This window comes from Pseudorhodoferax soli, assembly GCF_003337555.1.
Taxonomy (GTDB): domain Bacteria; phylum Pseudomonadota; class Gammaproteobacteria; order Burkholderiales; family Burkholderiaceae_C; genus Pseudorhodoferax; species Pseudorhodoferax soli.
Map to the genome: position 1 here is coordinate 577,624 of NZ_QPJK01000002.1, position 25,765 is coordinate 603,388.

At 68.3% G+C, this 25,765-nt stretch carries 27 protein-coding genes and 1 tRNA gene; 17 read left to right on the forward strand and 11 right to left on the reverse strand.

The genetic code is table 11. From position 1 onward, the window contains the following. Positions 1-51 precede the first annotated feature (51 nt). Positions 52-753, forward strand: a complete 702-nt coding sequence (locus tag DES41_RS09405) for an alpha/beta fold hydrolase (protein ID WP_114467365.1) — start codon at positions 52-54, stop codon at positions 751-753. 63 nt (positions 754-816) lie between these two features. Here the strand turns inward: DES41_RS09405 and coaD are convergent, their stop codons facing one another. From coaD to DES41_RS09420, 3 genes are read right to left on the reverse strand one after another with little or no spacing between them, the layout of a single operon-like run. Further along, complete coding sequence (gene coaD / locus DES41_RS09410; RefSeq protein WP_114467366.1) at positions 817-1,311, reverse strand: pantetheine-phosphate adenylyltransferase; 495 nt, start codon at positions 1,309-1,311, stop codon at positions 817-819. Positions 1,312-1,348: 37 nt separating this feature from the next. Continuing rightward, positions 1,349-1,951, reverse strand: a complete 603-nt coding sequence (gene rsmD / locus DES41_RS09415) for a 16S rRNA (guanine(966)-N(2))-methyltransferase RsmD (RefSeq protein ID WP_114467367.1) — start codon at positions 1,949-1,951, stop codon at positions 1,349-1,351. Positions 1,952-1,960: 9 nt separating this feature from the next. Next, positions 1,961-2,575: a LysE/ArgO family amino acid transporter gene (locus DES41_RS09420; protein WP_114467368.1), complete on the reverse strand. Its 615-nt coding sequence runs from the start codon at positions 2,573-2,575 to the stop codon at positions 1,961-1,963. 87 nt (positions 2,576-2,662) lie between these two features. Here DES41_RS09420 and DES41_RS09425 point away from each other — a divergent pair, with 87 nt between their 5' ends. Continuing rightward, a complete protein-coding gene (locus DES41_RS09425; protein ID WP_114467810.1) occupies positions 2,663-3,550 on the forward strand; it encodes a LysR family transcriptional regulator ArgP in 888 nt (295 codons plus the stop codon). A 16-nt stretch (positions 3,551-3,566) separates the two neighbouring features. Here the strand turns inward: DES41_RS09425 and DES41_RS09430 are convergent, their stop codons facing one another. Together DES41_RS09430 and DES41_RS09435 are read right to left on the reverse strand one after the other, a co-directional pair. Further along, positions 3,567-4,901, reverse strand: coding sequence for a M16 family metallopeptidase (locus DES41_RS09430; RefSeq protein ID WP_114467369.1), 1,335 nt, complete (start codon positions 4,899-4,901; stop codon positions 3,567-3,569). Further along, positions 4,898-6,343 (reverse strand): M16 family metallopeptidase, encoded by a 1,446-nt coding sequence (locus tag DES41_RS09435; RefSeq protein WP_425466348.1) that lies wholly within the window; start codon positions 6,341-6,343, stop codon positions 4,898-4,900. The genes DES41_RS09430 and DES41_RS09435 overlap by 4 nt, the downstream gene beginning before the upstream one ends. A 29-nt stretch (positions 6,344-6,372) precedes the next feature. On the opposite strand from DES41_RS09435, the gene ftsY reads away from it, so the two are divergent. Then, positions 6,373-7,479, forward strand: coding sequence for a signal recognition particle-docking protein FtsY (ftsY, locus tag DES41_RS09440; protein WP_114467371.1), 1,107 nt, complete (start codon positions 6,373-6,375; stop codon positions 7,477-7,479). A gap of 22 nt (positions 7,480-7,501) precedes the next feature. Here the strand turns inward: ftsY and DES41_RS09445 are convergent, their stop codons facing one another. Both DES41_RS09445 and DES41_RS09450 read right to left on the reverse strand, forming a co-directional pair. Next, positions 7,502-8,236, reverse strand: coding sequence for a hypothetical protein (locus DES41_RS09445; RefSeq protein ID WP_114467372.1), 735 nt, complete (start codon positions 8,234-8,236; stop codon positions 7,502-7,504). A 39-nt stretch (positions 8,237-8,275) separates the two neighbouring features. Continuing rightward, on the reverse strand, positions 8,276-9,160 hold the full coding sequence (locus DES41_RS09450; protein ID WP_114467373.1) for a transporter substrate-binding domain-containing protein: 885 nt from the start codon (positions 9,158-9,160) through the stop codon (positions 8,276-8,278). A 274-nt stretch (positions 9,161-9,434) separates the two neighbouring features. On the opposite strand from DES41_RS09450, the gene DES41_RS09455 reads away from it, so the two are divergent. From DES41_RS09455 to DES41_RS37735, 4 genes are all read left to right on the forward strand, one after another. Continuing rightward, positions 9,435-10,412: a Bug family tripartite tricarboxylate transporter substrate binding protein gene (locus DES41_RS09455; protein WP_114467374.1), complete on the forward strand. Its 978-nt coding sequence runs from the start codon at positions 9,435-9,437 to the stop codon at positions 10,410-10,412. Between the two features lie 932 nt (positions 10,413-11,344). Further along, on the forward strand, positions 11,345-11,569 hold the full coding sequence (locus tag DES41_RS09460) for a DUF3606 domain-containing protein (protein ID WP_114467375.1): 225 nt from the start codon (positions 11,345-11,347) through the stop codon (positions 11,567-11,569). 129 nt (positions 11,570-11,698) lie between these two features. Continuing rightward, positions 11,699-11,932, forward strand: coding sequence for a hypothetical protein (locus DES41_RS37730; protein ID WP_147282822.1), 234 nt, complete (start codon positions 11,699-11,701; stop codon positions 11,930-11,932). 99 nt (positions 11,933-12,031) lie between these two features. Continuing rightward, a complete protein-coding gene (locus tag DES41_RS37735; RefSeq protein WP_147282823.1) occupies positions 12,032-12,235 on the forward strand; it encodes a hypothetical protein in 204 nt (67 codons plus the stop codon). Between the two features lie 113 nt (positions 12,236-12,348). Here the strand turns inward: DES41_RS37735 and DES41_RS09465 are convergent. The 3 genes from DES41_RS09465 to DES41_RS09475 all read right to left on the reverse strand — a co-directional run bounded on the left by DES41_RS09465 (position 12,349) and on the right by DES41_RS09475 (position 14,993). Further along, positions 12,349-12,425: transfer RNA gene (locus DES41_RS09465), tRNA-Met, on the reverse strand. A gap of 35 nt (positions 12,426-12,460) precedes the next feature. After that, complete coding sequence (locus DES41_RS09470) at positions 12,461-13,240, reverse strand: enoyl-CoA hydratase (protein WP_114467376.1); 780 nt, start codon at positions 13,238-13,240, stop codon at positions 12,461-12,463. Positions 13,241-13,304: 64 nt separating this feature from the next. Then, a complete protein-coding gene (locus DES41_RS09475; protein ID WP_114467811.1) occupies positions 13,305-14,993 on the reverse strand; it encodes an AMP-binding protein in 1,689 nt (562 codons plus the stop codon). Positions 14,994-15,108: 115 nt separating this feature from the next. Here DES41_RS09475 and DES41_RS09480 point away from each other — a divergent pair, with 115 nt between their 5' ends. Continuing rightward, complete coding sequence (locus DES41_RS09480; RefSeq protein WP_342769644.1) at positions 15,109-15,987, forward strand: esterase/lipase family protein; 879 nt, start codon at positions 15,109-15,111, stop codon at positions 15,985-15,987. Positions 15,988-16,036: 49 nt separating this feature from the next. After that, positions 16,037-16,510 carry an Lrp/AsnC family transcriptional regulator gene (locus DES41_RS09485; protein ID WP_056663203.1) on the forward strand — a complete coding sequence of 158 codons (474 nt, stop codon included), beginning with the start codon at positions 16,037-16,039 and terminating at the stop codon, positions 16,508-16,510. Positions 16,511-16,516: 6 nt separating this feature from the next. Here the strand turns inward: DES41_RS09485 and DES41_RS09490 are convergent, their stop codons facing one another. Then, on the reverse strand, positions 16,517-17,047 hold the full coding sequence (locus DES41_RS09490) for a hypothetical protein (protein WP_211332937.1): 531 nt from the start codon (positions 17,045-17,047) through the stop codon (positions 16,517-16,519). Between the two features lie 73 nt (positions 17,048-17,120). Here DES41_RS09490 and DES41_RS09495 point away from each other — a divergent pair, with 73 nt between their 5' ends. The 8 genes from DES41_RS09495 to DES41_RS09530 all read left to right on the forward strand — a co-directional run bounded on the left by DES41_RS09495 (position 17,121) and on the right by DES41_RS09530 (position 25,765). Further along, on the forward strand, positions 17,121-17,840 hold the full coding sequence (locus tag DES41_RS09495; protein ID WP_114467379.1) for a GNAT family N-acetyltransferase: 720 nt from the start codon (positions 17,121-17,123) through the stop codon (positions 17,838-17,840). A gap of 87 nt (positions 17,841-17,927) precedes the next feature. Then, on the forward strand, positions 17,928-18,818 hold the full coding sequence (locus DES41_RS09500) for a CorC family transporter (RefSeq protein ID WP_114467380.1): 891 nt from the start codon (positions 17,928-17,930) through the stop codon (positions 18,816-18,818). Further along, positions 18,815-20,365: an apolipoprotein N-acyltransferase gene (lnt, locus tag DES41_RS09505; RefSeq protein ID WP_114467381.1), complete on the forward strand. Its 1,551-nt coding sequence runs from the start codon at positions 18,815-18,817 to the stop codon at positions 20,363-20,365. Before DES41_RS09500 ends, lnt begins: the two co-directional genes overlap by 4 nt. Positions 20,366-20,437: 72 nt before the next feature. Further along, positions 20,438-21,352 carry a glycine--tRNA ligase subunit alpha gene (gene glyQ, locus DES41_RS09510; protein WP_114467382.1) on the forward strand — a complete coding sequence of 305 codons (915 nt, stop codon included), beginning with the start codon at positions 20,438-20,440 and terminating at the stop codon, positions 21,350-21,352. Positions 21,353-21,354: 2 nt separating this feature from the next. Beyond that, the gene (gene glyS, locus DES41_RS09515; RefSeq protein WP_114467383.1) at positions 21,355-23,472 is read left to right on the forward strand and encodes a glycine--tRNA ligase subunit beta; all 2,118 of its coding nucleotides are present in this window, start codon (positions 21,355-21,357) and stop codon (positions 23,470-23,472) included. Between the two features lie 7 nt (positions 23,473-23,479). Next, a complete protein-coding gene (gene gmhB / locus DES41_RS09520) occupies positions 23,480-24,067 on the forward strand; it encodes a D-glycero-beta-D-manno-heptose 1,7-bisphosphate 7-phosphatase (protein WP_211332938.1) in 588 nt (195 codons plus the stop codon). A gap of 112 nt (positions 24,068-24,179) precedes the next feature. After that, on the forward strand, positions 24,180-24,923 hold the full coding sequence (locus DES41_RS09525) for a lysophospholipid acyltransferase family protein (RefSeq protein ID WP_114467812.1): 744 nt from the start codon (positions 24,180-24,182) through the stop codon (positions 24,921-24,923). Next, the gene (locus DES41_RS09530) at positions 24,920-25,765 is read left to right on the forward strand and encodes a M48 family metallopeptidase (RefSeq protein ID WP_114467385.1); all 846 of its coding nucleotides are present in this window, start codon (positions 24,920-24,922) and stop codon (positions 25,763-25,765) included. The genes DES41_RS09525 and DES41_RS09530 overlap by 4 nt, the downstream gene beginning before the upstream one ends.

Consider the following 25,765-nt stretch of genomic DNA (forward strand, 5'->3'; position numbering starts at 1 on the left):
AGCGGATAAGCTCAGGTGCTGCACGAGTTCTATCGTTGATTCTGAGCATAAATGGACAAGTTGATCCTGATCCCCGGCCTGGCCTGCGATGGCGGGCTCTGGCATGCGCTGCTGCAGGCCCTGCCCCCGCAGTGGAATGCGCACGTCACGGACGTGGCCGAACGCAGCGCCAGCATCGAGGAGATGGCCGAGCGCCTGCTGGCCGAGCACGACGGCCCGCTGGTGCTGTGCGGGGCCTCCATGGGCGGCATGGTCGCCATGGAAGCGGCGCGCCAGGCCCCGGCGCGCCTGCGCGGCCTGGCCCTGTTGGGCACCTCGGCCCGGCCGGAGACGCCGGACATGCGCCAGCTGCGCGAGCAGGCCATCGGCCTGTTCGAAAGCGGCCGTGCCGACGAGGTGCTGCGCGCCAACGTGCCCTTTGCCTTCGACCGGCGCCACCCGGAGCTCAAGGCCTTGGCGAAGAGCTACCTGGAGATGGTGCTGCGCGTGGGCGCCGCGCAGCTGGTGCGGCAGAACCGCGCCGTGATGGCCCGGCCCGACGCGCGCATCCACCTGCCGGCGCTGCGCTGTCCGGTGCTGGTGGCCAGCGGCGCATCGGACAGCCTGACGCCACCCGATTGCGCACGCGAGATCGCAGCGCTCGTGCCGCATGCCGAGCTGCACCTGCTGCCGCTGTGCGGCCACATGCTGACGATGGAGCAGCCGGCGGCGGTCAACGCGCTGCTGCTGGACTGGCTGGCGCGGTTGCCGTGACCGCCGCCCGGCCGCCCGAAGGCGCTCGCAACGCAGCCGAAGCCGAAGGTTTCCAGTGAACGCTCAGCCCGTGCGGCCCACCTTGGCCAGCAGGCAGCGCAGCACATAGGGCGAGACGAACTTCTCGACCTCGCCGCCCAGCGTCGCGATCTCGCGCACGAAGGTGCTGGAGATGAACTGGTACTTGTCGCCCGGCGTCAGGAACACGGTTTCCACGTCGGGCATCAGCGTGCGGTTCATGCCGGCCAGCTGGAACTCGTAGTCGAAATCGGTCACGGCCCGCAGGCCCCGCACCATGGCCTTGCCGCCCTTGGCCACGACGAAGTCGCGCGCCAGGCCGGCGTAGCTGTCGACCTGCACCTGCGGATACGGCTTGACGGACTCGCGCACCATCTCGATCCGCTCCTCCAGCGAGAACAGCGTCTTCTTGTGGTGGCCAGCCGCCACCGCCACGACCACGGTGTCGAACAGCTGGGCCGCACGCCGCACCACGTCTTCGTGGCCCAGCGTCATCGGATCGAAGGTGCCGGGATAGACGGCGATCACATGGTGGCTCATGGGCGGCTTTCTCCTGGGCTTGTCTCGTGCGGCGCGATTATGCGCGGGCGAGCAGGTGCGCATGCACGGCACCGGCCTTCAGGTGGCGCTCGGCCACGAGGCCATGGCCTGCCAGGCGCTCAGCGCCCCAGAGTTCGGGCGCTTCCAGGTACAGCCGGCCTTGCGGCGTCAGCACGCGCAGCGCTGCGGCGACAGCGGCCGTGTACTGCGTGGTGTCGAACGGCGGATCCACCAGCACCAGGTCGATGCTGGCCGCGCCCAGACGGCCCGCCAACGCCACGCCGTCGCCGCGCGTGACCTGCAGCTGCGTGGCCCCGAGCCGGGTCTTGAGTTGCACGAGTTGCGCCACCAGGGCGGCGTCGGTCTCGAACAGATGCACTTCGGCAGCACCGCGCGAGGCGGCCTCCAGGCCCAGCGCGCCGGTACCCGCGAACATGTCCAGGCAGCGCCAGCCGCTGAGATCCTGTCCGAGCCAGTTGAACAGCGTTTCGCGCACGCGGTCGGGGGTTGGGCGCAGGCCGGGCTTGTCGGCCACGGGCAGCTTGGTGCGCTTCCACTGGCCGCCGATGATGCGGATTTCATTCGGGCGGGCCGGCGCGGCGGTCTTCTTGGTGGTCTTCTGAGCAGTGGGACGGGGCATGCGGCGAGCTTACGCGACGCCGGCGGCCCGCCACGCCAGCCCCGCGGCCAGCACCAGCATGGTGGCGCCGATGAAGCGGTCCAGCCACTGCCAGGCGCGCGGCCGCGCGAACCACGGCGCCAGCCAGCGCGCGCCGAAGCCCAGCGCCGCGAACCAGCCGGCGCTGGCCAGCGCCGCGCCGGCCACGAAGGCCACGCGCGCCAGCGCCGCATGCTGGGCGCCGACCGAGCCCACCAGCAGCACCGTGTCCAGATACACATGCGGGTTCAGCAGCGTGAAGGCCGCCGCCTGGCCCAGCACGGCGACGCGGCCGGCCGATCCCTCCGCGGCGGGCTGCAGCGCGGCAGGCCGCCGGCTGCGCCACAACGCGCGCAGCCCATAGGCGGCCAGGAACACGGCGCCCACCGCAGCCAACGCGCGGGCCAGCAACGGCTGCGCGCCCAGCAGGCTGGCCATGCCGAAGACACCGGCGGCGACCAGCAGCGCATCGGCCAGCGCGCAGAACAGCACGACCTGCGGCACATGGGCGCGGCGCAGGCCCTGCCGCAGCACGAAGGCGTTTTGCGCGCCGATGGCGACGATCAAGGCGAGGCTCAGCGAGAAGCCCTGGAGGAGTGCAGACATGGGTGCGGAGCATGCCGGCGCGGCGCCCGGCGGGCCAGCGCAAACTTCTAAACTCGGTTCAGTTTTTCTTCACCGATGGGGGATGCCGTGCTCGACTATGCCGCCCTTGCCGCGCTGGCCGCCGTGGTCCGCGAAGGCAGCTTCGAACGCGCCGCCCAGGCGCTGCACGTGACGCCATCGGCCGTTTCGCAGCGCGTGCGCCTGCTCGAGGAACGCGTGGGCTGTGCACTGGTCGTGCGCGGCCAGCCCTGCCGCGCCACGGACGTGGGCCAGCACCTGTGCCGCCACCTGGCCCAGGTGCGCCTGCTGGAGCACGATCTGCAGGATGTGTTGCCGGTGGCAGCGCCGACCGCCGAGCGCGCGCGCCTGCCCGTGGCCGTCAACGCGGACAGCCTGGCCAGCTGGTTCGCGCCGGCCGCCGCGCAGTACGCGGCCACGGCGCAGGTGCTGCTCGAACTGACCGTGGACGACCAGGACCACACGGCCGAGCGCCTGCGCAGCGGCGCCGTGCTGGCGGCCGTGACGGCGCTGGCCAAGCCCGCAGCCGGCTGCAACAGCCAGGCCCTGGGCACGCTGCGCTACCTGGCCGTGGGCAGCCCGGCATTCATGGCACGGCATTTCGCCGAGGGTGTGCAGGCCCGCAGCCTGGCGCTGGCCCCGAGCCTGCTGTTCGACCGCAAGGACCAGTTGCAGGCCCGCTGGGTACGCCGGCAATGCCGCAAGGCGGTGCCGCTGCCCTGCCACCTGCTGCCTTCGCCGCAGGCCTTCATCGAAGCCGGGTTGGCCGGCATGGGCTGGGGCATGCAGCCGCTCCCGCTGGTGCAGCCGCTGTTGGCGGCCGGCCGGCTGGTGGAACTGGTGCCGGGCACGCCGCTGGACGTGCCGCTGTACTGGCAGCACGCGCGGGCCGCCTCGGCGCTGCTCGACGGGCTCGGCCGCGCAGTGCTGGTGGCTGCGCGCGCGGCGCTCGGCTGAGCGGTGGCAGTGCGGATCAGGCGCCGCCGACCACCACCGTCACCATGCGCTCGGGCTGCAGCATGCGCGCGAACGCAGCGCGGACCTGCGCCACCGTGATGGCCTCCACACGCTGCGTCCAGGTGTCCAGGTAGTCCAGCGGCAAGCCGTTCCAGGCGATGTTGGCCACGTTGCCGAGCAGCTTGCGGTTGCTGTCCAGCCGCAGCGCGAAGCCGCCGACCAGGTTGTCCTTGGCCGCCTTCAGCTCCTCTTCGGTCGGACCCTCGGCGACGAAGCGCGCCAGTGTCTCGCGCGCCACGGCAATGGCTGCGCCGGCCTGGTCGGCACGGGTCTGCAGGCCGACCGTGAACGCGCCGGCATGGCGGCCCGGCGAGAAGTCGCTGGACACGCCGTAGGTGAGCCCACGCTTTTCGCGCACCTCGTGCGTGAGACGCGAGGTGAAGCCGCCGGCGCCCAGGATGTGGTTGCCCACGAGCACGGCGAAGAAATCCGGGTCATCGCGCTTGATGCCAGGCTGGCCGATCAGCACCTGCGCCTGGTTGGACGCGAACGGGATGCGCCGCTCCTCGGCCTTGCCCAGTGCCGGCACCTCGCCCACGGCTGGCAGCGGCGCGCAGGCGGTCTGCGGCAGCCGCGAGAGCAAGGCCTGCACCAACTGGTCGGCCTGCTGGCGCGTCACGGCGCCCACCACGCTGACCTTGGCGCGGCAGGGCAGGATGCTGCTGGCGTAGAAGGTGCGCAGCTGGTCGACCGAGATGGCGGCCAGGGTCTGCTCCGTGGTCTCGCGGCCATAGGGATGGCCGCCGTAGACCAGCTCCTGGAAGGCGCGGCTCGCCACCGGGCCGGGCCGCGTGTAGGACTCGCGCAGCGCCGCGCCGATGCGCTCGCGGTCGCGCTGCCACACCGCGGCATCGAAGGCCGGCGTGCCCAGCTGGCGCGCGGCCAGCGCGACGGCCTTGGGCAGCAGATCCGGATAGGTCAGCGTGCGCAGCGAGAAGCTCATGCGGTCGCGGCTGGCACTGGCACCGAACGAGGCGCCCAGGTCGGCCCAGGCTTCGCCCAGCGCGTTCTCGTCCAGGGCGGGCTCGGGGCCCTGCGCGGCGATGCCCTTGTTGGCCTGCCCCGCCGTGGCATCGGCCAGACCCGCCTGCGCGGCCGGGTCGCGGCGCGAGCCGGCATCGAAGTCGAGCTGCACGTCGACCATGGGAATGCCCGGGCTTTCGACCAGATAGACCTCGGCGCCACTGGCCTGGGTCCAGCGCTGCAGCGGAATGGCGGCGCTGGCCCAGCCGGCGGCCATGAGCAGGGATGCGGCCAACGACAGCCGCGCGCAAGACATCAGTTTGTTCATCGGCTCGGCTCGCTGGCAGGGGCTTGGCGCGCACCGGCGGGTGCGTTCTTGCGGGTGGCGGCATCCACGGGCTGCGGCCGCAGCACGGCCACGTTGAGCTGGTCGTCGCCGAAGTAGCGGGCCGCCACCGCCTGCACCTGCTCGGCCGTGACCAAGCGCAGCCGCTCGATCAGGCGGTCGGAGAAATCGGGTGCAAAGCCGGTGACCCACTGGCTGCCGAGTTCGCGCGCCTGGTTGAACAGCGAATCGCGCTTGTAGACCTGACCGGCCACCCACTGCGTCTTGACGCGCGCGAGCTCGGCGGCGCTGACACCCTCGCGCGCCACGCGGGCCACCTGCTCGCGCAGCGCAGCCTCCAGCTGTTCGGTGGTCTTGCCGGGCGCCGGCACCCCGTCCAGCACGAACAGCTGCGGGCCGCGGCCCATGAGGCCGTTGCTGGCGCCGGCACTGTCGGCCAGGCGGTCGGGGCCCTGGGTCAGCGCGCGCTCGAGCCGGGCGCCAGGGTAGCCGTCGAGAACGGCGGACAACACGGTCAGCGCCAGCGCGTCCTCGCTGTCCTCGAGCTGGGTGACCTGGGGTACCTTGAACGCCATGGCCAGGTAGGACTGTTCGGCCGGCGCCTTGAGTTCCAGCCGCCGGATGCCGCGCTGCGCCGGCTCCTCGCGCGGCTTGCGGCCCGGCACGGCTGCGGCCGGGATGGCGCCGTAGGTGCGTTCTGCCAGTGCGCGCACCTGCGCCACGTCCACGTCGCCCACGATCACCACAGCGGCATTGGCCGGCACGTACCACTTGCGGTAGAACTGGCGCACGTCGTCGGGCGTGAGGCTGTCCAGGTCGCCCATCCATCCGATGATGGGCCGGCGGTAGGGCGCGGCCTGGTAGGTCATGGCGTAGAGCGCCTCGTACAGCCGGGCGCGCGGTGCATCGTCGGTGCGCATGCGCCGCTCTTCTTTGATGACAGCCAGTTCGCGCGTGAATTCGTCGTCGGCCCAGCGGTTGTGGGCGAAGCGGTCGGACTCCAGGCGCATCACCTCCTCGAGCCGGCTGGACGGGATCTGCTGGTAGTAGCCGGTGTAGTCGAAGGAGGTGAAGGCGTTCTCGGAGCCGCCGATGGCCGCCACGCGGCGCGAGAACTCGCCCGGCTGGAGCTGCTCCGTGCCCTTGAACATCATGTGCTCCAGCGCATGGGCGACGCCGCTGGTGCCATCCACCTCGTCCATGCTGCCCACGCGCAGCCAGACCATGTGCACCGCCGTCGGCGCGCGCCGGTCGGGCTTGATGATCAGCCGCATGCCGTTGGCAAGCTGGAATTGCTGGGCGGCGACCGCGGCGCTGGCGCCTGCGGCCGCCGAAGGCGCTGGGGGTGCTGTCTGGGCCTGCAGGCCGGGTGTCGCCCAGGCCAGCGCGAAGGCCATGGTGCACGCTGAAAGAATGCGTTTCATAGAATCATCCGATTCTAAGAACGCCCCAAATGTTCAGTTTCTTCAAGAAAAAACCGCCCGCACCGGAGCCGGCACCCGCCGAAGCGACGCCCGCCCCTGCGGCGGCCGAGCCGCCGGAGCCCGCCGGCCGCAATTGGCTGCGCAATCCCTTTGGCGGAAGCAAGCCAGAGGCGGCACCCGATCCACCGCCCGCCGAGGTGGCTGCCGAGGTGGCCGCCGAGCCCGCAGCCCGCACCGGCTGGGTGGACCGCCTCAAGCTGGGCCTGCGCAAGACCGGCAGCAGCATCACCACCGTCTTCACCGGCACCCGCATCGACGAGGCGCTGTACGAGCAACTCGAAGAAGCCCTGCTGATGGCCGACGCTGGCGTGAAAGCCACGACGGTGCTGCTGGACGACCTGCGCCGCCGCGTGAAGGAGGCCCGGGCCACCGAGCCTGCCGCCGTGCGCGGACTGCTGGTCGATGCCATCGCCGACATGCTGCGGCCCTTGCAGAAGCCGCTGGTGATCGGTGAGCACAAGCCTACCGTGGTGATGGTGGCCGGCGTCAATGGCGCGGGCAAGACCACCTCGATCGGCAAGCTCACACGTCACCTGGCGGCGCACCAGGCCTCGGTGCTGCTGGCCGCGGCCGACACCTTCCGGGCCGCTGCACGTGAGCAGCTGGCCGTCTGGGCCGACCGCAACTATGTGGAGACCATCAGCCAGCAGGGCGGCGACCCGGCGGCCGTGGCCTTCGACGCCGTCAATGCCGGCCGCGCCCGCGGCAAGGACGTGGTGCTGGTCGACACGGCCGGCCGCCTGCCGACCCAGCTGCACCTGATGGAGGAGCTCAAGAAGATCCGCCGCACGCTGGTCAAGGCCGACACCGCCGGCACCGGCGTACCGCACGAGGTGCTTCTGGTCATCGACGGCAACACCGGCCAGAACGCGCTGATGCAGGTCAAGGCCTTCGACGACGCGATCGGCCTGACGGGCCTGATCGTGACCAAGCTGGACGGCACGGCCAAGGGCGGCGTGCTGGCCGCCATCGCCCAGGAGCGGCCCGTGCCGGTTTATTTCATCGGCGTGGGCGAGAAGCTGGAAGACCTGGAAACCTTCGACGCGCGCGAGTTCGCGCAGGCATTGCTGGGCTGAGCGCCGGGCTGCACACCACCGCTCAGGGCCGCGTCTCGCAATCGCCCTTGAACAACTGGCGGCCGTCGTCGCGCAACAGGCGGGCATGGCGCTTGCGGGTGTCCACGCGCCACTGCGCGCCGACGCCGAAGACGACCTCGTCGCCCGCCACGAAACCCGAACTGAGCCATTGCCCGTTCACGGCCACGGCGTTCTCGGCCGCGCTGTAGCGCACCTCCACGCGCCGCGCCGCGCGCCCGGCATCGGGCTGCATGCCGCAGTACAGGCTGCGGCTGTCGGGCGGACTGCCGCGCGCCGCGAGTTCGGCAGCGATCTGGGCGGCCCGGCCGGGCGCGCCGCTGGCCTCGCAGCTGAACCGGGCCACCAGGGCGGTGCCATCCATGGTGTGCACGGGCTCGAACACCAGACTGGTGAGGTCCGTGCGGCCGCTGCGCCGCGGCGGCTGCACGAAGGGTTGCTCGGGCTCAAGCCGACCCGAAGGCATGACGGAATTGAGGATGGCAATGCGCTGGGGCATGCGGCAATCCACGACGTAGTTCGCATAGCCGACCAGGGGCGACGGCCGCTGGGCATGCACGAGGAAGTACGTGCCGGCCACATGGTCGCGGTCGACCACGTCGAGCGCGATGGCGTCCACGCCGACGAGCATCTCGTCGATGCGCTGCACCATGTGGAAGCTGGCCGGCGCGGTCTGGGCGGCCGCGGACAGGGCGACGAACGAGGCGGCAAGGCAGAAGGGAAGTCGGCAGGACGGCATCAAGAAGTTCAGCGCCCCGCCGGTGCCGCACTCGCGGACCTACATGGCGGGCTTGTCGCTCAAGGCCTTCAGATTGTCGCGCAGCTGCTGGCTCATCGGCAGACCGAGGTTGATGCCGCGCGGCGGGATCGGCGACATGAACCACTTGTTGTACAGCCGCTCGAACTCTCCCGACTTCATGGCATCGGAGAACACGCCATCGACCAGTGCCTTGAAGGCCGGGTCGTCCTTGCGCAGCATGCAGGCATAGGGCTCGACCTGCAGCGAATCGCCAACGACATCGAGCTGGTCCGACATCTTGGAGTTGGCGCGCAGGCCGAACAGCAGGATGTCGTCCATCGCAAAGGCGACGGCGCGGTCGCTCTCGACCAGCAGCAGCGAATCGTCGTGGTCCTTGCCCAGCACCACCGTCATGCCGAGGTTGTTGTCCTGGTTGTACTTGCGGATGACCTGGGCATTGGTGGTGCCGGTGGTGGTGGCCACGGTCTTGCCGGCGAGGTCGGCGTAGTTCTTGACGCCGGAGGTCTTCTTCACCAGCAGGCGTGTGCCGGTGTAGAAATGGTTGATGGCGAAGGCCACGTCCTTGCCGCGCGCGCTGTTGTTGGTGGTCGAGCCGCATTCCAGATCGATCGTGCCGTTGGTGAGCAGCGGAATGCGGTTCTGCGAGGTCACCGCCATGGTGCCCACTTCCAGGCTGGGCTTGTTGAGCTTCTTCTTGACGGCCTCGACAACGGCGTCGGTCAGATCGACCGCGAAGCCCACGGCCTTGGTCGAGCCGGCCAGGTAGCTGAATGGCACCGACGACTCCCGGTACGCCACGGTGATCTTGTTGTTCTCGGCCACCTTCTTCAAGGTGTCGGCATGGACAGCGGACAGGCTCGCGCAACACAGGGCGATGGCACTCAGGCGGGACAAGGCAGGCATGGACTTCCTCGGTCAGGCGAATGGGATTTGCAGTGTAGGTACGCCGCACGCCTGCGGAAGCAAGGGATATGCCTGAGGCCGAGCGATGCGCTGGCCATCGAGACCGGTCGGTGCACGTGCGCGGATTGCGCCCCAAAGGGGCGCCGCTCCACACTGGCCCACGGCCTGGCACGGCAGCTAGCCGCCGGATGTGGGCCGGTAAAACCCGCTCACGCGCACCGCGCAGCTTGCTTACGCTGGCGGCCTTTCACCCACGACAAGGAGATCCGCCACCATGCCACCCGCCTCACGCCGACTGTTGCTGTCCACTGCCCTGCTCGCTCTCGCGGGCAGCAACCTGCCCGCCATGGCGCAACCGGCGGCTTGGCCGAGCAAGCCCGTCCGCATCGTCGTCACATTCCCACCCGGTGGCGCGCCGGACACGCTGGCACGCCTGCTGGCCGACAAATGGAGCGCATTGGGCCAGCCGGTCACGGTGGACAACAAGCCCGGCGCGGGCGGAAACATCGGCGCTGACATCGTCGCCAAGAGCCCGGCTGATGGCGCCACACTGGTGTTGGGCACGGTGGGCACGCACGCCATCAACGCGGCGCTGTACGACAAGATGCCGTACAACAACCTCAAGGATTTCACGCCGATCAGTTTCCTGGCCAGCACACCGAACCTGCTCGTCGTCAACAAGACGGTGCCAGCCAACAACGTCCAGGAATTGGTGGCGCTGGCCAAGCGCGAGCCGCTGGCATTCGGCTCGTCGGGCAGCGGCACCTCGATCCACCTGTCGGGCGAACTCTTCAACACACTGGCCGGCGTGAAGATGCAGCATGTGCCCTACAAGGGCCGCGCCCAGGCGATTCCGGATCTGTTGGGCGGGCGCATCGCCATGATCTTCGACAACATGCCGTCGGCGCTGCCGCTGGTGAAGTCAGGTGAGCTCAAGGCCCTGGGCGTGACCAGTGCGCAGCGCTCACCCGCCGCGCCGGACATTCCGACGATCGCCGAGGCTGGCCTGCCCGGTTTCGAAGCGACCTCTTGGTTCGCGCTGCTCGGGCCGGCCGGCATGCCACGCGAAGTTCAGCTGCGCATCAACCAGGAAGTCGCGCGCGTGCTGGCGCTGCCCGACGTGAAAGAGAAGCTGGCCACCCTCGGCCTGGACCCGAACCCAGGCACGCCAGACGCCTTGATGGCGCTAATGCAGCGCGAGACCGCCAAATGGGCTGGGGTGGTCAAGGCGTCCGGGGCCAAGCCAGACTGAGTTATAATCCCCGGTTCCCTTACTCATCAGCAAGGGAACCGCCTGGCCAGGCAACGCCGAATCTCACGGCGGCACGTCGACAAGATCGCTCACGACGAAAAACGCAGAGTGGTCCTGCATGCGAAAGTGCCGTAAACGTGGACCGCGTAAGAGTCCACGACCAAGTTCCCCCAGGCAAATTCCGAACTGCTGAATCGCCAGTCCATCACTCGACCGACTGGCGTTTTGCGTGTTTGCGCGGCTCTCTCCAAGCCGCCCGCGTGATGGTCGATGCTGCAGTGGGCAAGGCTGTGGACAAGCACCGGTACATCTGCGCAAACCGAGGCCCCATGCGCTCCCCAGCGACGCGGTGTTCGCAAACAGGCAAGAGCCCGCCAAAAGAAAAGCCCCGCTGGTGCGGGGCCTGGAACAGATGCCGAACGCTCATCGACCTAGGTCGGCAAACCCTTGGTGGCATGCCGCTTGTGGTCATCAGCGCCCGCCCGAACCGGTACCGTTTTGCTCGGCACATACGGCACGGTCATCGCGCTGTTCACATGGGTTCTAGGCTCGACGGCCGCCGATGCGGGCGGTGCGGGCTTCGAACTGTCGCTCCTGGTTTGATCGCTCATGCTTGAAGAATCCGGTTCGGTGATCAGGTCAGCGGCGTGCCAAGCGCGCATCAGGTGCACCCAGGCATTCTTTCGCCCAGGTCCTGACGCGTGGGATGCAACATCCGCGCCATGCGCGCGACCGCAATGAAATCAACAGACAACCGTCTGCACCGCAGTCTCGCCCAGTCATTGTGTAAGAAGCTCCGACAGGAAGCACCTCATGCGCACAATTTCATGGTCTCGAAGTCGATCCACGTACGTCACCAAGCGACTGCCACTGACATCGCCAGATGCCCAACCGGGCCACGATCGTCCCAACTTCTTTCAGAAAGGACAGCGATGGGCAACGAAGACATCAACTTGGCGCCGAATGCGACCGGCATTGACCGCATTGACACCAGCTCAGACGAGGCACTGCGCCTTTGGGCAGGCCGACTGAACGCAACTGCGGACCAGATCCGACAGGCCGTCTCGGAAGTTGGAGACCGCGCAAGCGACGTGGAACTGCATCTCAAGGGCAGCCGCAGCACAACGAACGACGACCGGATCAACGCTACCCGGTGACTTGCCAAGGTCTAAGAATGTAGGAAAAGGCTGATGACGGCACACGTTACACACCGGCCGGGAATACCCTAGGAACCGTGCCAAGTGATTGATTTCGAAGGGCGGCACATAGCTTGCTATAGCTGATGGATGATCTCCATTCAACTGCTGAAGCGCCCTTTGATCGCCATTGCATCGCTGCTTGCCGTCTCCGCAGCGTTCGCATTGGGTGCATATCCCGACCTTCCATCGGTCCAAACACTCCCTGGAGCTGCGGCTTCTTGGGCGACCTCCACGTTCAGCGGCGACCATAGCGGAATGTGGGAAGTGGTTGCAGCGCTTGCGGTCATGGCCGTGATCGCCAAGCGCAACGGCAAGGCCTGATCGCTGCGACGCAGTTTTCAGTCTGGTGCGCAGGTGCCATGCAAAAGATGTGCGGCATGTCACATTAGAAACACGGTGTCTTGGTTACGCTCGCGCACCATGAAACAAATTCGCATCTCAAGCACGCGCGAAGTGGCGCAGAACCAAGGCCAACGCTTCGTCTGCGAGTGGATGGAAGGCTCGCTGATGAACCGCTGGCTGCTGAAGAACCGTTTGGCCGAGGCATTGGAAGTGCACGGCGAAGGCAGCCACTGGGTCGAATCGCGCGACACGGAACACGTGCGCCAACCTGCTCACGCCTGACACGCAACGACACCGCCGTGGCTGCACGCGCAGTCGCGGCAGCCCCTCCCAAGGCAGCCGTCAACTGCCAAAGAAAAAGCCTCTGAAGTCATCGACTTCAGAGGCTTTGATTTTGGTGGCGCTTCACGGATTCGAACCGCGGACCTGTGGATTATGATTCCATCGCTCTAACCGACTGAGCTAAAGCGCCGAGCCGCACACTATAGCACGGATTTCACGGAGGTTTCAACTGTTGGTGAAGCCAGCCTTGCGCTTGTTCATGAAGGCGTCCATGCCTTCCTTCTGGTCTGCAGTGGCGAACAAGCCGTGGAACAGCCGGCGTTCGAACATCACGCCGTCGGACAGGCCGCTCTCGAAGGCGCGGTTGACCGACTCCTTGGCGGCCATCACGGCGATCTGCGAGAAGTCGCAGATCGACAGAGCAGCACCCAAGGCTTCATCCATCAGCTTGTCGAGCGGCACCACCCGGCTGACCAGGCCTGCACGCTCGGCTTCGGTCACGTCCATCATGCGGCCCGTCAGAGCCATGTCCATGGCCTTGGCCTTGCCGACCGCGCGCGGCAGGCGCTGCGTGCCGCCGGCACCAGGAATCACACCGAGCTTGATCTCGGGCTGGCCGAACTTGGCGTTGTCGGCCGCGATGATGAAGTCGCACATCATCGCCAGCTCGCAGCCACCGCCCAGCGCGAAGCCACTGACGGCCGCGATGACGGGCTTGCGGATGCTGCGGATCTGTTCCCAGTTGCGCGTGATGTAGTCGCCCTTGTAGACGTCGGCAAAGCTGTACTTGGCCATGGCGCCGATGTCGGCCCCGGCGGCAAACGCCTTCTCGCTGCCGGTGAGCACGATGCAGCCGATGCTGTCGTCATGGTCCAACTGCTTGAGTGCATCGCCGAGCTCGTTCATGAGCTGGTCGTTCAGCGCATTGAGCTGCTTGGGACGGTTCAGCGTGACGATGCCGACTTTGCCGGCTTCCACACGCAACGTGATGGTCTCGTACTCCATGGGTCTCTCCGATGTTCTCAAACAGCAAAAACGCCAGCGACTATACCGAGCAGTCCCAGGTCGCTCAGACCCTTTCGCGACGCAGTTCGCGCCGCAGGATCTTGCCCACGTTGCTCTTGGGCAGCTCATCGCGGAACTCGATGTGCTTGGGGCGCTTGTAGCCGGTCAGGTTGTCCTGGCAGTGGCGCGAAACGTCTTCTTCCGACAGCGAAGGGTCGCTGCGTACCACGAACACCTTGATGGCCTCGCCCTGCTTCTCGTCCGGGATGCCGATGGCAGCGCACTCGACCACGCCGGGACACAAGGAGATGACATTCTCGAGCTCGTTCGGGAAGACATTGAAGCCGCTGACCAGGATCATGTCCTTCTTGCGGTCGACGATGCGAAAGAAACCCTGCGCGTCCATGGTGCCGATGTCGCCGGTGCGCATGTAGCCGTCGGGCGTGAAGGCGGCAGCGCTCTCGTCGGGACGCTGGTAATAGCCGCGCATCACGTTCGGCCCCTTGATGACGATCTCGCCGGGTTCGCCCTGCGCCAGCGACCGGCCTTCGTCGTCCTTGATGGCGATGTCGATGCCGGGCAGCGGCAGGCCGATGGTGCCGCTGAAGGCCGTCGCCGTGACCGGGTTGTTGGTACCAATGGCCACCGTCTCGCTCATGCCCCAGCCTTCGATCATGGGGCAGCCCGTCACCTCGAACCACTGCCGCGCCGTGCCTTCCGAAGCTGCCATGCCGCCGGCCTGCGTGACGCACAGCTGCGAAAAATCCAGGTGCTTGAACTGCGGATGCTGCAACAGTGCATTGAACAGGGTGTTGACGCCGGGCAGAAGGTGGAACGGCCGGGCCTTGAGGGTGTCCACGAACTTGCCGATGTCGCGCGGGTTCGGCACCAGCGTCAGGTGCGCGCCGAGCCGGATCGCCAGCAGGCACAGCGTCAACGCGAAGATGTGGTACAGCGGCAGTGCCGCGATGCTGTTGACCTTGCGCAGATCGCCCACGCGCGCGAGCGCAGGCGAGAACCAGGCCTCGGACTGCAGCACGCCGGCGATCACGTTCGCATGCGTCAGCACCGCGCCCTTGGAGATGCCGGTGGTGCCGCCCGTGTACTGCAGGAAGGCGATGCTGTCCAACGTGGCCTGGCCCGGTCGCAGGCTGCGCCGGCCACCTTCGGCCAGCACCGTGCGGAACGATGTGGCGGTGCGCTCGCCGTTCAGCGGCAGCGTGAACTCCGGCACCATCTTGGCCAGGTGGCGCGCCGCGAAGGTGACCCACGGGCCATAGAAGGTGCCCAGCATGTCGCCCATCGAAGCCACGACCACATGCCGCAGCGGTGTCTCGGCGATCACCGTCTCCAGCGTGTGCGCGAAGTTCTCCAGAATCACGATGGCGCTGGCGCCGGAGTCCTTGAGCTGATGCGCCAGCTCGCGCGCCGTGTAGAGCGGGTTGACGTTCACGCAGGTATAGCCCGCGCGCAACACGCCGGCCATGGTCACTGCGAACTGCGGGATGTTGGGCAGCATGATGGCCACCCGTGCTCCATCCTCCAGGCCCAAGCCCTGCAGCCAGGCGCCGACCGCGGCTGACGCCTCGTCGAGCTCGCGGTAGGACATCCAACAGTCCATGCAGACCGAGAACGGCTGCGCGGCGTTCTTCTTGAACGACTCTTCCAGCAACTGGGCGAGCGAGCGGTAGCGCGCGACATCCACATCGTGCGGCACATTCGGGGGGTAGCTGTCCAACCAGGGCTTTGCCATCTGCATCTCCTTGTGCGGCGGCATTGTGCTCAGCGCCTGCGCCACCGCCAGCGGGGCTTGCCCTAGGGCGACAATGCCCACCGCCCCACCGCACCGCGCCCCCATGCTTGCACGCTTGCAACGACTGCTCTGCCTGCTTCTCGCCTCGCTGGCCCTGGCCTGGCTGGTGGGCTTCTGGTCCGTGTCGCCGCTGCTGGCCCTGGCCGGTCTGGCATGGCCGGCACTGGGCTACGGCGCCCTGCTGGCCGGCGAGTTCGCGCTGCTCGCGCGCCAGCACGGCGACCCCGCACCACGGCCCACGCCGGCGCAACTGCTGACGGCCTGGTGGGCCGAGTTGCGCAGCGGCATGCAGGTGTTCTTCTGGCGTCAACCCTTCCGCGAACATGCCGAGCCCGACCACCTGCCGCCGGGCACGCGCCGGCGCGGCGTGGTGTTCGTGCACGGCCTGTTCTGCAACCGCGGTTTCTGGGCGCCGTGGATGCGGCGCGCCCGCGCGCTGGGCCTGCCCCACGTCGCCGTGAGCCTGGAGCCCGTGACAGGGTCGATAGACGCCTATGTGCCGGCCATCGATGCCGCGGTGGCCAGGCTCATGGCGGCAACCGGCCAGCCGCCGGTGCTGGTGTGCCACAGCATGGGCGGCCTGGCGGCGCGCGCCTGGCTGCGCACTCCAGGGGCCACGGACTGCGTGGCGCACGTGGTCACGATCGCCAGCCCGCACAGCGGAACCTGGATGGCGCAGCTGGGCCATGGTGAGAACGCACGCCAGATGGAGCGCAACAGCCGCTGGCTGGCCCGGCTCGCGCGCGACGAGGCCCAGGCCCAGGCCGTGCCCTTCACCTGCTGGTACTCCAACTGCGACAACGTGGTGTTTCCCGTGTCCACCGCCGCACGGGCCGGCGCCGACAACCGCTTCGTGCCGGGCCATCCCCACGTGGCACTGGCGTTCCAGGAACTGGTGCTGCACGACAGCCTGCAGCTCGTGCGCGCCGCCTGAATCCAGCGGCAAAATCCCCCTCTCGATTTCCTTCAAAGCAGGAGCGGACTTGGAAACGCTGGACAAGCTGGATCGCCAGATCCTGAACGCGCTGCAAACCGACGGGCGCGCCACCTACGAGCAGATCGCCGAGCAGGTGGGCCTGTCGGCCAGCGCCGTGCTGCGGCGTGTCAAGCGGCTGGAGGACAGCGGTGTGATCGACCGCTACGTGGCTCTCGTCAAGCCCGAATCCGTAGGCCTGGCGCTGACGGCCTACCTCAACGTGCGGCTGGAGAAGCTGGCCGAAACCCACAAGCGCAACCCCATGGACCTGTTCCGCGCCAGCGTCGTCACTTGGCCCGAGGTGGTGGAATGCGAGGCCCTGACGGGCGACATGGACTACCTGCTGCGCGTGGTGGTGCGGGACATGGCGCACTACCGCAGCTTCGTGATGGGCACCCTGCTCAAACACCCCAGTGTGCAGGACTGCAAGACCAGCTTCGTGCTGGACCGTGTCAAGGCCACCACCGCCCTGCCGCTGTAGTTCAGTTCAATGGTCGGCGCGCATCTGCGCCGCGTTGCGCACCAGGCCGCGTGGGATATCGGTGCGCAGCACCTCCAGACCGGTGCGCGCATGCTCCTCACGGTCCAGCAGGCCGGAGAACATGAAGCTCACGTCGCTCATGCGCTGGCGCGCCAGCAGCAGGCCCTCATGGTCGGCCAGCGCCGCCATCCAGTCGCCGCGCAAGGCCCACAAGGCTTCCGGACCGGCGGCCGATTTGATGCGGACAGCCAGGTTCGCCCGCTGCTCCGCATGGGCCACCGTTGCGAGCTGGGCCAGCATCAGGCGCCGTATATCTTCCAGGCGGCCGTCCCGTCGGGACCACAGCCAGCGCAACCAGCCCTGGCGTACAGCACGCTGCGCTGAATCGGAGTGATCGCCGGAAGCGTTACCGAGGGTCGTCAAAGGCACGGGGTTCTCCTGCTGCGGACCAACTTCATGCGCCGCAGTATCCAAAGGGCTGGTTACAGCCAGATTGCAGTCCGCACGAAGCTTTGTTTCGTTTGTTGCGTGTGCCAATTGACCTTCAGTCTGGGCCGAAATCCGTGCGGTACTGCCTGCGACGAGGGCGCGTTGGTCGTATATTGCTGCAATGCAGCATAACACCCGAACCCCAGCGCCGTCCGCGGTCGACGGCACATCACGCGCCCATGGGCGAGACGGGGTCGAACAACGCCGCACCGCCCCGGTCATCGTGCCGATCCGCTCCCTGGGCCCGGAGCACCGCGAACGCATTGCACGCCACCTGATGGCATTGAGCCCGCACGACCGCTACCTGCGTTTCGGCTACGCGGCCGCCGACGAGCACGTGCGCCGCTATGTCGACAGCCTGAACTTCACACGGGACGAGATCTTCGGCATCTACAACCGCCGGCTCGAACTGATCGCCATGGCGCACCTGGCCTTCTCCATCGATCCCTCGCTGACCTCGTGCGCCGAATTCGGCGTGTCGGTGTCCGATCATGTGCGCGGGCGCGGCTATGGCGCACGCCTGTTCGAGCGCGCCGTCATGCACGCCCGTAACGAGGGCGTGCAAAGCCTGTTCATCCATGCGCTCAGCGAGAACACGGCCATGCTCAAGATCGCGCGCAACGCAGGCGCCACCGTAGAGCGCGACGGCTCCGAATCCGAGGCCTTCCTGCGCCTGCCGGCTGCCACCCTGGACTCCCGGGTGAACGAACTCGTGCAGCAGCACCTGGGCCTCACGGACTACCATCTCAAGGCCCAGGCCCAGCAGTTCCGCAGCTTCCTGCAGGGCTTGCAGGAGGTGCGCCAAGGCGTGCAGGACGCGCGCCAGAAGTCCGGCCGCTGAGCGCTGCCCGCGCACTCGGCCGGGTGCCCCGGCGGCGATCCGCTATCCTTGCGGTTCCCCCACAGCCGCACGCCGTGCACCCCGTCAGTGTCAGACCCCTATCCTGGGCGCTCCGCGTCCGGTAGTCCAGAGCGCGAAGACAAGCGCAGCTTCCTGCAACGCCTGGCTGAATTCATCCATCCCGGCCCGGACTCGCGGGCGGAATTGATCGAAACACTCAACGACGCGGAACAGAACGACATCATCGGGCCCGACGCCCGCGTGATGCTCGAAGGCGTGATCCGCATGGCCGACCAGACGGCCGGCGACGTGATGGTGGCGGCGACGCGCATGGACTGCCTGGACATCGACGCGCCCTACGAGGAATTGCTGCACCAGGTCATCAACACGGCGCACTCGCGATTCCCGGTCTACGAGGGCGAGCGCGAGAACATCATCGGCATCCTGCTGGCCAAGGATCTGCTCAAGCTGCAGCGCGCGCCCGAGCTGAACCTGCGCGCGCTGCTGCGTCCGGCCGTGTTCGTGCCCGAGAGCAAAGGCCTGAACGACCTGCTGCGCGAATTCCGCGGCAACCGCAACCACCTGGCGGTGGTCATCGACGAGTTCGGCCGCGTGGCCGGGATCATCACGATCGAGGACGTGCTCGAGCAGATCGTCGGCGAGATCGAGGACGAATTCGACATCGTGGAAGACCACGGCGACATCTTCGGCCTGGCCGATCGCACCTACCGCGTCAGCGGCGACACGCCGGTCGAGCGCGTCGAAGAGGCTTTCGCCGTCACGCTGCAGACCGGGCCGGAAGATGACCGCTTCGACACCATCGGCGGCCTGATCGCGCACGAGGTCGGCCATGTGCCGCGCCGCGGCGAGAGCCACGACCTGGCCGGCCTGCGCTTCCTGGTGCTGCACACCAAGGGCGGCGCGGTGCGCTGGTTCAAGGTGTTTCCCGCGGCCGAATCCGGCAACGCGACCCCATGAATTTGCGCGCCCTGCCAGGCGCCTGGGTGGCCATGGCGGGGGCGCTTCTGGCCGGCGGGGCCCATGCGCTGTCCATCGCCGCGCCCTGGGACGGCCAGCCGCAGTGGTGGTTGCAGCTGTTCGCGCTCGAGGTGCTGGTGCGCCTGGTCGACACCGCGCCCACCCCGCGCGCCGCAGCGCTGCGCGGCTTCCTGTTCGCGCTGGCCTGGCTGGGCGGCACCTTCTGGTGGCTGTTCATCTCGCTGCATGTGTATGGCGGCCTGCCGGCCGTGCTCGCCGTGCTGTCGGTGGCGGCACTGGCGGCCTTGCTGGCCCTGTACTACGCGCTGGCCGCCGGCATCGCGCGCCACTGCAACATCCGCAACCCGCTCGGCCGTGCGCTGCTGTGGGCCGCGCTCTGGACACTGGCCGAACTCGCGCGCGGCCTGCTGTTCACTGGATTCCCCTGGGGAGCGGCGGGCTACGCGCATGTGGACGGCCCGCTGGCGGCGTTCGCGCCCTGGGTCGGCGTCTACGGCATCACGGCCATCGCCGCGCTGTCGGCCGCACTGTTGGCCTCGGTCGCCGCCTCGGCACAGGGCCGCCTGCCAGCTGCGCTGGCGCTGGTGAGCGTCATTGCGCTCTCCGTCGGGCTGGGCCGCATCCAGCCTGCGGCAGAGAGCGCCGTCATCGCCCAGCCGCTGCGGGTGAGCCTGCTGCAAGGCAACATCCCGCAGGACGTCAAGTTCGAGCCCGGCATCGGCATCGAGCAGTCGCTGCAGTGGTACGGACAACAGCTGAACCTGGCCTCGGCGCCGCTGGTGGTCGCGCCGGAGACGGCGCTGCCGCTCTTGCCGGAGCAGTTGCCGATCGGCTACTGGCAGGCGTTGCAGGCGCGCTTCGCGGCGGGTGGCCAGACCGCGCTGATCGGCATGCCCATGGGCGACATGCGCAGCGGCTACATCAACGCGGCCGTGGGTTTCACCCCGGGCCGCACGGCCCACTACGAATACGCCAAGCACCACCTGGTGCCGTTCGGCGAATTCATTCCCCCGCTGTTCCGCTGGTTCACCGAGATGATGCACATCCCGCTCGGCGACTTCCGCCGCGGCGATGTAGGCCAGGCCTCCATGGTGCTGGGCGCACAGCGGCTCGCGCCCAACATCTGCTACGAAGACTTGTTCGGCGAGGAACTCGCAGCGCGCTTCGTCGACCCGGCCAGGGCGCCCACCATCTTCGTGAACATGAGCAACATCGCCTGGTTCGGCGACAGCATCGCGATCGATCAGCATCTGTCGATCTCGCGCATGCGCGCGCTGGAGTTCCGCCGGCCCATGCTGCGCGCCACCAACACCGGCGCCACCGCCATCGTCGACGCACAGGGCCAGGTCACGCATGCGCTGCCGCGCCTCACGCGCGATGTGCTGACGGGCGAGGTCTACGGCCGCACCGACATCACACCGTTCGCCTGGTGGGCGGGACGCTTCGGCCTGGCACCGCTGTGGGGGCCGGCGCTGGCCATCGTGGCGCTGGCGCTCTGGATCGGACGGCGCAGGCAGCGCCCGTAGAATCTGCGGTTTGCGCGCCCACGGCGCGCCGCCTTCGACTCCATTGCCGGCCCTGGGCCCGGCGCCGCATCGATGCTGTCATTCCAACAAATCATCCTCAAGCTGCAGACGTACTGGGCCGAGCAAGGCTGTGCACTGCTCCAGCCCTACGACATGGAAGTGGGCGCCGGCACCTCGCACACCGCCACCTTCCTGCGCGCACTGGGCCCTGAGCCGTGGAAGGCCGCCTATGTGCAGCCCAGCCGCCGCCCCAAGGACGGCCGCTACGGCGAGAACCCGAACCGCCTGCAGCACTACTACCAGTACCAGGTGGTGCTCAAGCCCGCCCCCAGCAACATCCTGGAGCTCTACCTGGGCTCGCTCGAAGCGCTGGGCTTCGATCTCAAGAAGAACGACATCCGCTTCGTCGAGGACGATTGGGAGAACCCCACGCTGGGCGCCTGGGGCCTGGGCTGGGAGGTGTGGCTCAACGGCATGGAGGTGACGCAGTTCACCTACTTCCAGCAGGTCGGCGGCATCGACTGCAAGCCCATCACGGGCGAGATCACCTACGGCCTGGAGCGCCTGGCGATGTACCTGCAGGGCGTGGACAACGTCTACAACCTGAAGTGGACCGAAGGCCTCAGCTACGGCGACGTCTACAAGCAGAACGAGGTGGAGCAGTCCACCTACAACTTCGAGCACTCCGACGCCGACTTCCTGTTCACCGCCTTCGCCGCGCACGAGAAGCAGGCCAAGCACCTCATGGAACAGCAGCTCGCGCTGCCGGCCTATGAGCAGGTGCTCAAGGCCGCGCACAGCTTCAACCTGCTGGATGCCCGCGGCGCCATCAGCGTGACGGAGCGGGCCGCCTACATCGGCCGCATCCGCAACCTCGCGCGCGCCGTCGCGCAAAGCTATGTGGACAGCCGCGAACGCCTGGGCTATCCGATGGCACCGCGCGAATGGGTCGCGCAGATCCCGAAGAAAGACAAGGCGGCGGCCTGAACATGACTGCACAGAACCTCCTCGTTGAACTGTTCGTCGAAGAACTCCCGCCCAAGGCCCTGCGCAAGCTCGGCGATGCGTTTGGCAGCCAGCTGCTCGAGCACCTGCGTGCCCAGGGCCTGGCCGGCGCCGATGCGCAGCTGACCGCATTTGCCTCGCCGCGCCGCCTGGCCGCCCACGTCACGGGCGTGCTCGCACGCGCGGCCGACAAGCCGCAGTCGACCAAACTCATGCCCGTCTCGGTGGGCCTCACCGCCGAGGGCCAGCCCACGCCGGCGCTGCTCAAGCGCCTGGCGGCGCTGGGCGCCGACGCTTCGGCCGTGCCGCAACTCAAGCGCGCACCCGACGGCAAGGCCGAAGCCCTGTTCTTCGACAGCGTGCAGGCCGGTGTGGCCCTGGCAGAGGGCCTGCAAAAGGCCTTGCTCGAGGCCATCGCCAAGCTGCCCATCCCCAAGCTCATGAGCTACCAGCTGGAAGAAGGCTGCGAACTGCCAGGCTGGACCAGTGTGAGCTTCGTGCGCCCGGCCCATGGCCTGGTGGCACTGCATGGCAGCGCCGTCGTGCCGATCGGTGCGCTGGGACTGCAAGCCGGCAACAGCACGCAGGGCCACCGGTTCGAGGCGGCCAAGTCACCCGTGGTGCTGGCACACGCCGACTGCTACGCCGAAACGCTGGCCGAAGACGGTGCCGTGATCGCCGGCTTCGATGCGCGCCGCGCCGAGATCGCACGCCAGCTGGCTGCCGCGGCTGCGCAGGTCGGTGGCGGTGTGCGCGCCATCGAGGACGAGGCCCTGCTCGACGAAGTGACCGCCCTGGTCGAGCGTCCCAACGTGCTGGTCTGCGCCTTCGAGGAAGAGTTCCTCGGCGTGCCGCAGGAGTGTCTGATCCTCACGATGAAGGCCAACCAGAAGTACTTCCCGCTGCTGGACGCCGAGGGCCGGCTCACCAACCGCTTCCTGGTGGTCAGCAACATCCGCCCCGCCGACGCCAGCGCCGTGACCGGCGGCAACGAGCGCGTGGTGCGCCCGCGCCTGGCCGACGCCAAGTTCTTCTACGACCAGGACCGCAAGAAGACGCTGGCCGCCCGCGTGCCCGGGCTGGACAAGGTGGTCTACCACAACAAGCTGGGCAGCCAGGGCGAGCGCATCGCCCGCGTGCGCGCCATCGCGGCAGCCATCGCGCAACAGATCGGTGGCGCCGACCTCGCGGCCCAGGCCGACCAGGCCGCGCAACTGGCCAAGAGCGATCTCGTGACCGACATGGTCGGCGAGTTCCCCGAGCTGCAGGGCACCATGGGCCGCTACTACGCGCTCAACGACGGCCTGCCGCAGGCCGTGGCCGACGCCATCGAAGACCACTACAAGCCCCGCTTCGCCGGCGACGCGCTGCCGCGCAACGACGTGGGCCTGGTGGTCGCGCTGGCCGACAAGCTGGAAACGCTGGTCGGCATGTTCGGCATCGGCAACCTGCCCACCGGCGACCGCGACCCGTTCGCGCTGCGCCGCCATGCGCTGGGCGTGCTGCGCATGCTGTCCGAAAAGGACCTGCCACTCGCGCCCGAGGCGCTCGTGCGCGCGGCCGTGCCAGCCTTCGGCGACAAGATCCAGGACCCGACCGAGGCCCTGCTGACCTTCCTCGACGAACGCCTGGCCGGCAGCCTGCGCGAGCAGGGCTACAGCGCCCAGGAAGTCGACGCCGTGCTGGCCCTGCGTCCCGCGCGCCTGGGCGAGGTGCCCAAGCGCCTGGCGGCCGTGCGCGCCTTCGCCGCATTGCCCGAGGCCGCTGCCCTGGCCGCAGCCAACAAGCGCGTGTCCAACATCCTCAAGAAGGCCGGCGAGGTCGATCCGCACGTCAGCGAACTGCTGCTGCAGGAGCCCGCCGAGAAAGACCTGTACGCCGCGCTGCAGCGCATCGCGCCCGCAGCCGACGCGCAGTTCGAAGCCGGCGACTACACCGCCTCGCTGCAGACCCTGGCAGCCTTGCGCGCGCCGGTCGATGCCTTCTTCGACGGCGTGATGGTCAATGCCGAGCAAGCCGACCTGCGCCTGAACCGCCAGGGTCTGCTCAAGTCCCTGCACGCCGCGATGAACCGCGTCGCCGACCTCTCGCGCCTTGCCTAGTTCCGCCATGAAACTGGTCATCCTGGACCGCGACGGCACCATCAACGTCGACAGCGACGAGTTCGTCAAGTCGCCCGAGGAATGGGAGCCGCTGCCCGGCGCGCTGGAAGCCATCGCCCGGCTCAACCATGCCGGCTGGCATGTGGTGATCGCCACCAACCAGTCGGGCCTGGGCCGCGGCCTGTTCGACGTGGTCTCGCTCAACGCCATCCACACCAAGATGCACAAGGCCTTGGCCGCGCTGGGTGGCCGCGTGGACGCGGTGTTCTACTGCCCGCACACGCCCGACGAGCACTGCGCCTGCCGCAAGCCGCAACCCGGCCTGTTCCTGCAGATCGGCGAACGCCTGGGCGTCGACCTGAAGGACGTGCCCACGGTGGGTGACAGTGCGCGCGACCTGCAGGCCGGCGTCGCGGCCGGCTGCGAACCGCACCTGGTGCTGACCGGCAAGGCCGCCGCCTGGCGCGACCAGGGCACGGCACCGCCGCTGCCCAACGACTTTCCCGCCCACACCATCGTGCACCAGGACCTGGCGGCCTTCGCCGAGTTCCTGACCGCGCGCGAACTGCTGCAACGCCAGGCCCCTGCACCATGAGAAAAGCCCCCACGCTCCCCCGCTGCGCGAGGTCCGACGCCCCTCGCGGGGGCGCTTCTCATCTTGGGGCGGCCCGGCGATGAGAAACGGCCTTTCCCCCGGCGCCTGGCTGCTGGCCTTCGTGCGTTCGGTGCTGCACCTGCTCTGGATGGTGGTCACCATCGTGCCCTGGGCCACCTTCGCGATCCTCGCCTCGGTGTTCGTGAGCCCCACGCGCATGTACTGGATCTGCGCCGGCTGGCTCAAGACCGCCGTCAACGGCGGCCAGTGGATCCTGGGCATCCGCAACCGCATCACCGGCTTCGAGCACCTGCCCCACGGCTCGCTCGACGCCGCCGTGCTGCTGGTCAAGCACCAGTCGACCTGGGAGACGCTGGTGATGCCGGCCATCATGCCGCACCCCCTGGCCTACGTGTTCAAGCGCGAGCTGCTCTACATCCCGTTCTTCGGCTGGTCCATGGCGCGCATGGACATGATCCACATCGACCGCAAGGACGGCTCGCGCGCCTTCGCCAAGGTGGTGCAGCAGGGCCGCCGGCTGCTCAAGCAGGGCAACTGGGTCATCATGTTCCCCGAAGGCACGCGCATCCCGCGTGGTGGGGTGGGCAACTACAAATCGGGCGGCACGCGGCTGGCGATCGCCTGTGGCGCGCCGGTGGTGCCGATCGCCGTGACCTCGGCTAAATGCTGGCCACGCAAGGCTTTCGTCAAGCGGCCCGGCATCGTCGACATCTCCATCGGCAAGCCCATTCCCACCGAGGGCCGCAAGGCCGACGAACTCATGCGCGAAGTGCAGGCCTGGATCGAGAGCGAGATGCACCGGCTCGACCCCGAGGCATACCCGGGACTGAAGTGAAGCCGCTGGTCCAGCTGGCGCTCGACTTCTTCGCGCCGCCCGCCGCGCCATCGCCTGCGCCCGCAGCGGCGCTGCCGGACGCCGCGACGGTCGTGCGCTTCTCGCATCCGCAAGCGAACCGCCAGGCCCTGCTCGGCCCGGCGGTGGTCGACTACCTGTTCCGGCGCGCCAAGCGGCGCAGCATCGGCTTCGTGGTGACGGCCGACGGCCTGGTCGTCAGCGCGCCGCGCTGGGTGCCGCTGCCGGAAATCGACACGGCCGTGCGCGACAAGAGCGGCTGGATCCTGCGCAAGCTCGGCGAGTCCCAGACGCGCCAGCAGCGCATGGCCGATGCCCGCATCGTCTGGCAGGAGGGTGCCGCGCTTCCCTTCCTGGGCCAGCACATCCGGCTCGAACTCGACCCCGGCCACCGCTTCGCCGGCAGCGGCGGCGCCGCGCTGGACGCCGAGCGCGGCGTGCTGCAGCTGGCACTGCCCGGCCATGCCGCGCCCGAGCAGATCCGCGACACCGTGCAGGCCTGGCTCATGCGCCAGGCGAAGCACCTGTTCACCGAACGGCTGCAGCACTACGCGCCGCAGCTGGGCGTGCAATGGACCAAGCTCACGCTGTCCAGCGCCGGCACGCGCTGGGGCAGCGCAAGCAGCAGCGGCTCCATCCGGCTGAACTGGCGGCTGGTCCACCTGCGCCTGTCCATCATCGACTACGTGGTCGTGCACGAACTCAGCCACCTGCGCGTGATGGACCACAGCCCCCGCTTCTGGGATACGGTGGCTTCCATCGTGCCCGACTACGCCGCGCTGCGCGGCCAACTCAAGGACGAGCCCATTCCCCAATGGCCATGA

Bases quoted from the DNA above. Each gene is read 5' to 3' on its own strand.
- DES41_RS09405 (WP_114467365.1), top strand. From the start codon at position 52: ATGGACAAGTTGATCCTGATCCCCGGCCTGGCCTGCGATGGCGGGCTC.
- coaD (WP_114467366.1), bottom strand. From the start codon at position 1,311: ATGAGCCACCATGTGATCGCCGTCTATCCCGGCACCTTCGATCCGATG.
- rsmD (WP_114467367.1), bottom strand. From the start codon at position 1,951: ATGCCCCGTCCCACTGCTCAGAAGACCACCAAGAAGACCGCCGCGCCG.
- DES41_RS09420 (WP_114467368.1), bottom strand. From the start codon at position 2,575: ATGTCTGCACTCCTCCAGGGCTTCTCGCTGAGCCTCGCCTTGATCGTC.
- DES41_RS09430 (WP_114467369.1), bottom strand. From the start codon at position 4,901: ATGAACAAACTGATGTCTTGCGCGCGGCTGTCGTTGGCCGCATCCCTG.
- DES41_RS09435 (WP_425466348.1), bottom strand. From the start codon at position 6,343: ATGAAACGCATTCTTTCAGCGTGCACCATGGCCTTCGCGCTGGCCTGG.
- ftsY (WP_114467371.1), top strand. From the start codon at position 6,373: ATGTTCAGTTTCTTCAAGAAAAAACCGCCCGCACCGGAGCCGGCACCC.
- DES41_RS09445 (WP_114467372.1), bottom strand. From the start codon at position 8,236: ATGCCGTCCTGCCGACTTCCCTTCTGCCTTGCCGCCTCGTTCGTCGCC.
- DES41_RS09450 (WP_114467373.1), bottom strand. From the start codon at position 9,160: ATGCCTGCCTTGTCCCGCCTGAGTGCCATCGCCCTGTGTTGCGCGAGC.
- DES41_RS09455 (WP_114467374.1), top strand. From the start codon at position 9,435: ATGCCACCCGCCTCACGCCGACTGTTGCTGTCCACTGCCCTGCTCGCT.
- DES41_RS09460 (WP_114467375.1), top strand. From the start codon at position 11,345: ATGGGCAACGAAGACATCAACTTGGCGCCGAATGCGACCGGCATTGAC.
- DES41_RS37730 (WP_147282822.1), top strand. From the start codon at position 11,699: ATGATCTCCATTCAACTGCTGAAGCGCCCTTTGATCGCCATTGCATCG.
- DES41_RS37735 (WP_147282823.1), top strand. From the start codon at position 12,032: ATGAAACAAATTCGCATCTCAAGCACGCGCGAAGTGGCGCAGAACCAA.
- DES41_RS09470 (WP_114467376.1), bottom strand. From the start codon at position 13,240: ATGGAGTACGAGACCATCACGTTGCGTGTGGAAGCCGGCAAAGTCGGC.
- DES41_RS09475 (WP_114467811.1), bottom strand. From the start codon at position 14,993: ATGGCAAAGCCCTGGTTGGACAGCTACCCCCCGAATGTGCCGCACGAT.
- DES41_RS09495 (WP_114467379.1), top strand. From the start codon at position 17,121: ATGCAGCATAACACCCGAACCCCAGCGCCGTCCGCGGTCGACGGCACA.
- lnt (WP_114467381.1), top strand. From the start codon at position 18,815: ATGAATTTGCGCGCCCTGCCAGGCGCCTGGGTGGCCATGGCGGGGGCG.
- glyQ (WP_114467382.1), top strand. From the start codon at position 20,438: ATGCTGTCATTCCAACAAATCATCCTCAAGCTGCAGACGTACTGGGCC.
- glyS (WP_114467383.1), top strand. From the start codon at position 21,355: ATGACTGCACAGAACCTCCTCGTTGAACTGTTCGTCGAAGAACTCCCG.
- gmhB (WP_211332938.1), top strand. From the start codon at position 23,480: ATGAAACTGGTCATCCTGGACCGCGACGGCACCATCAACGTCGACAGC.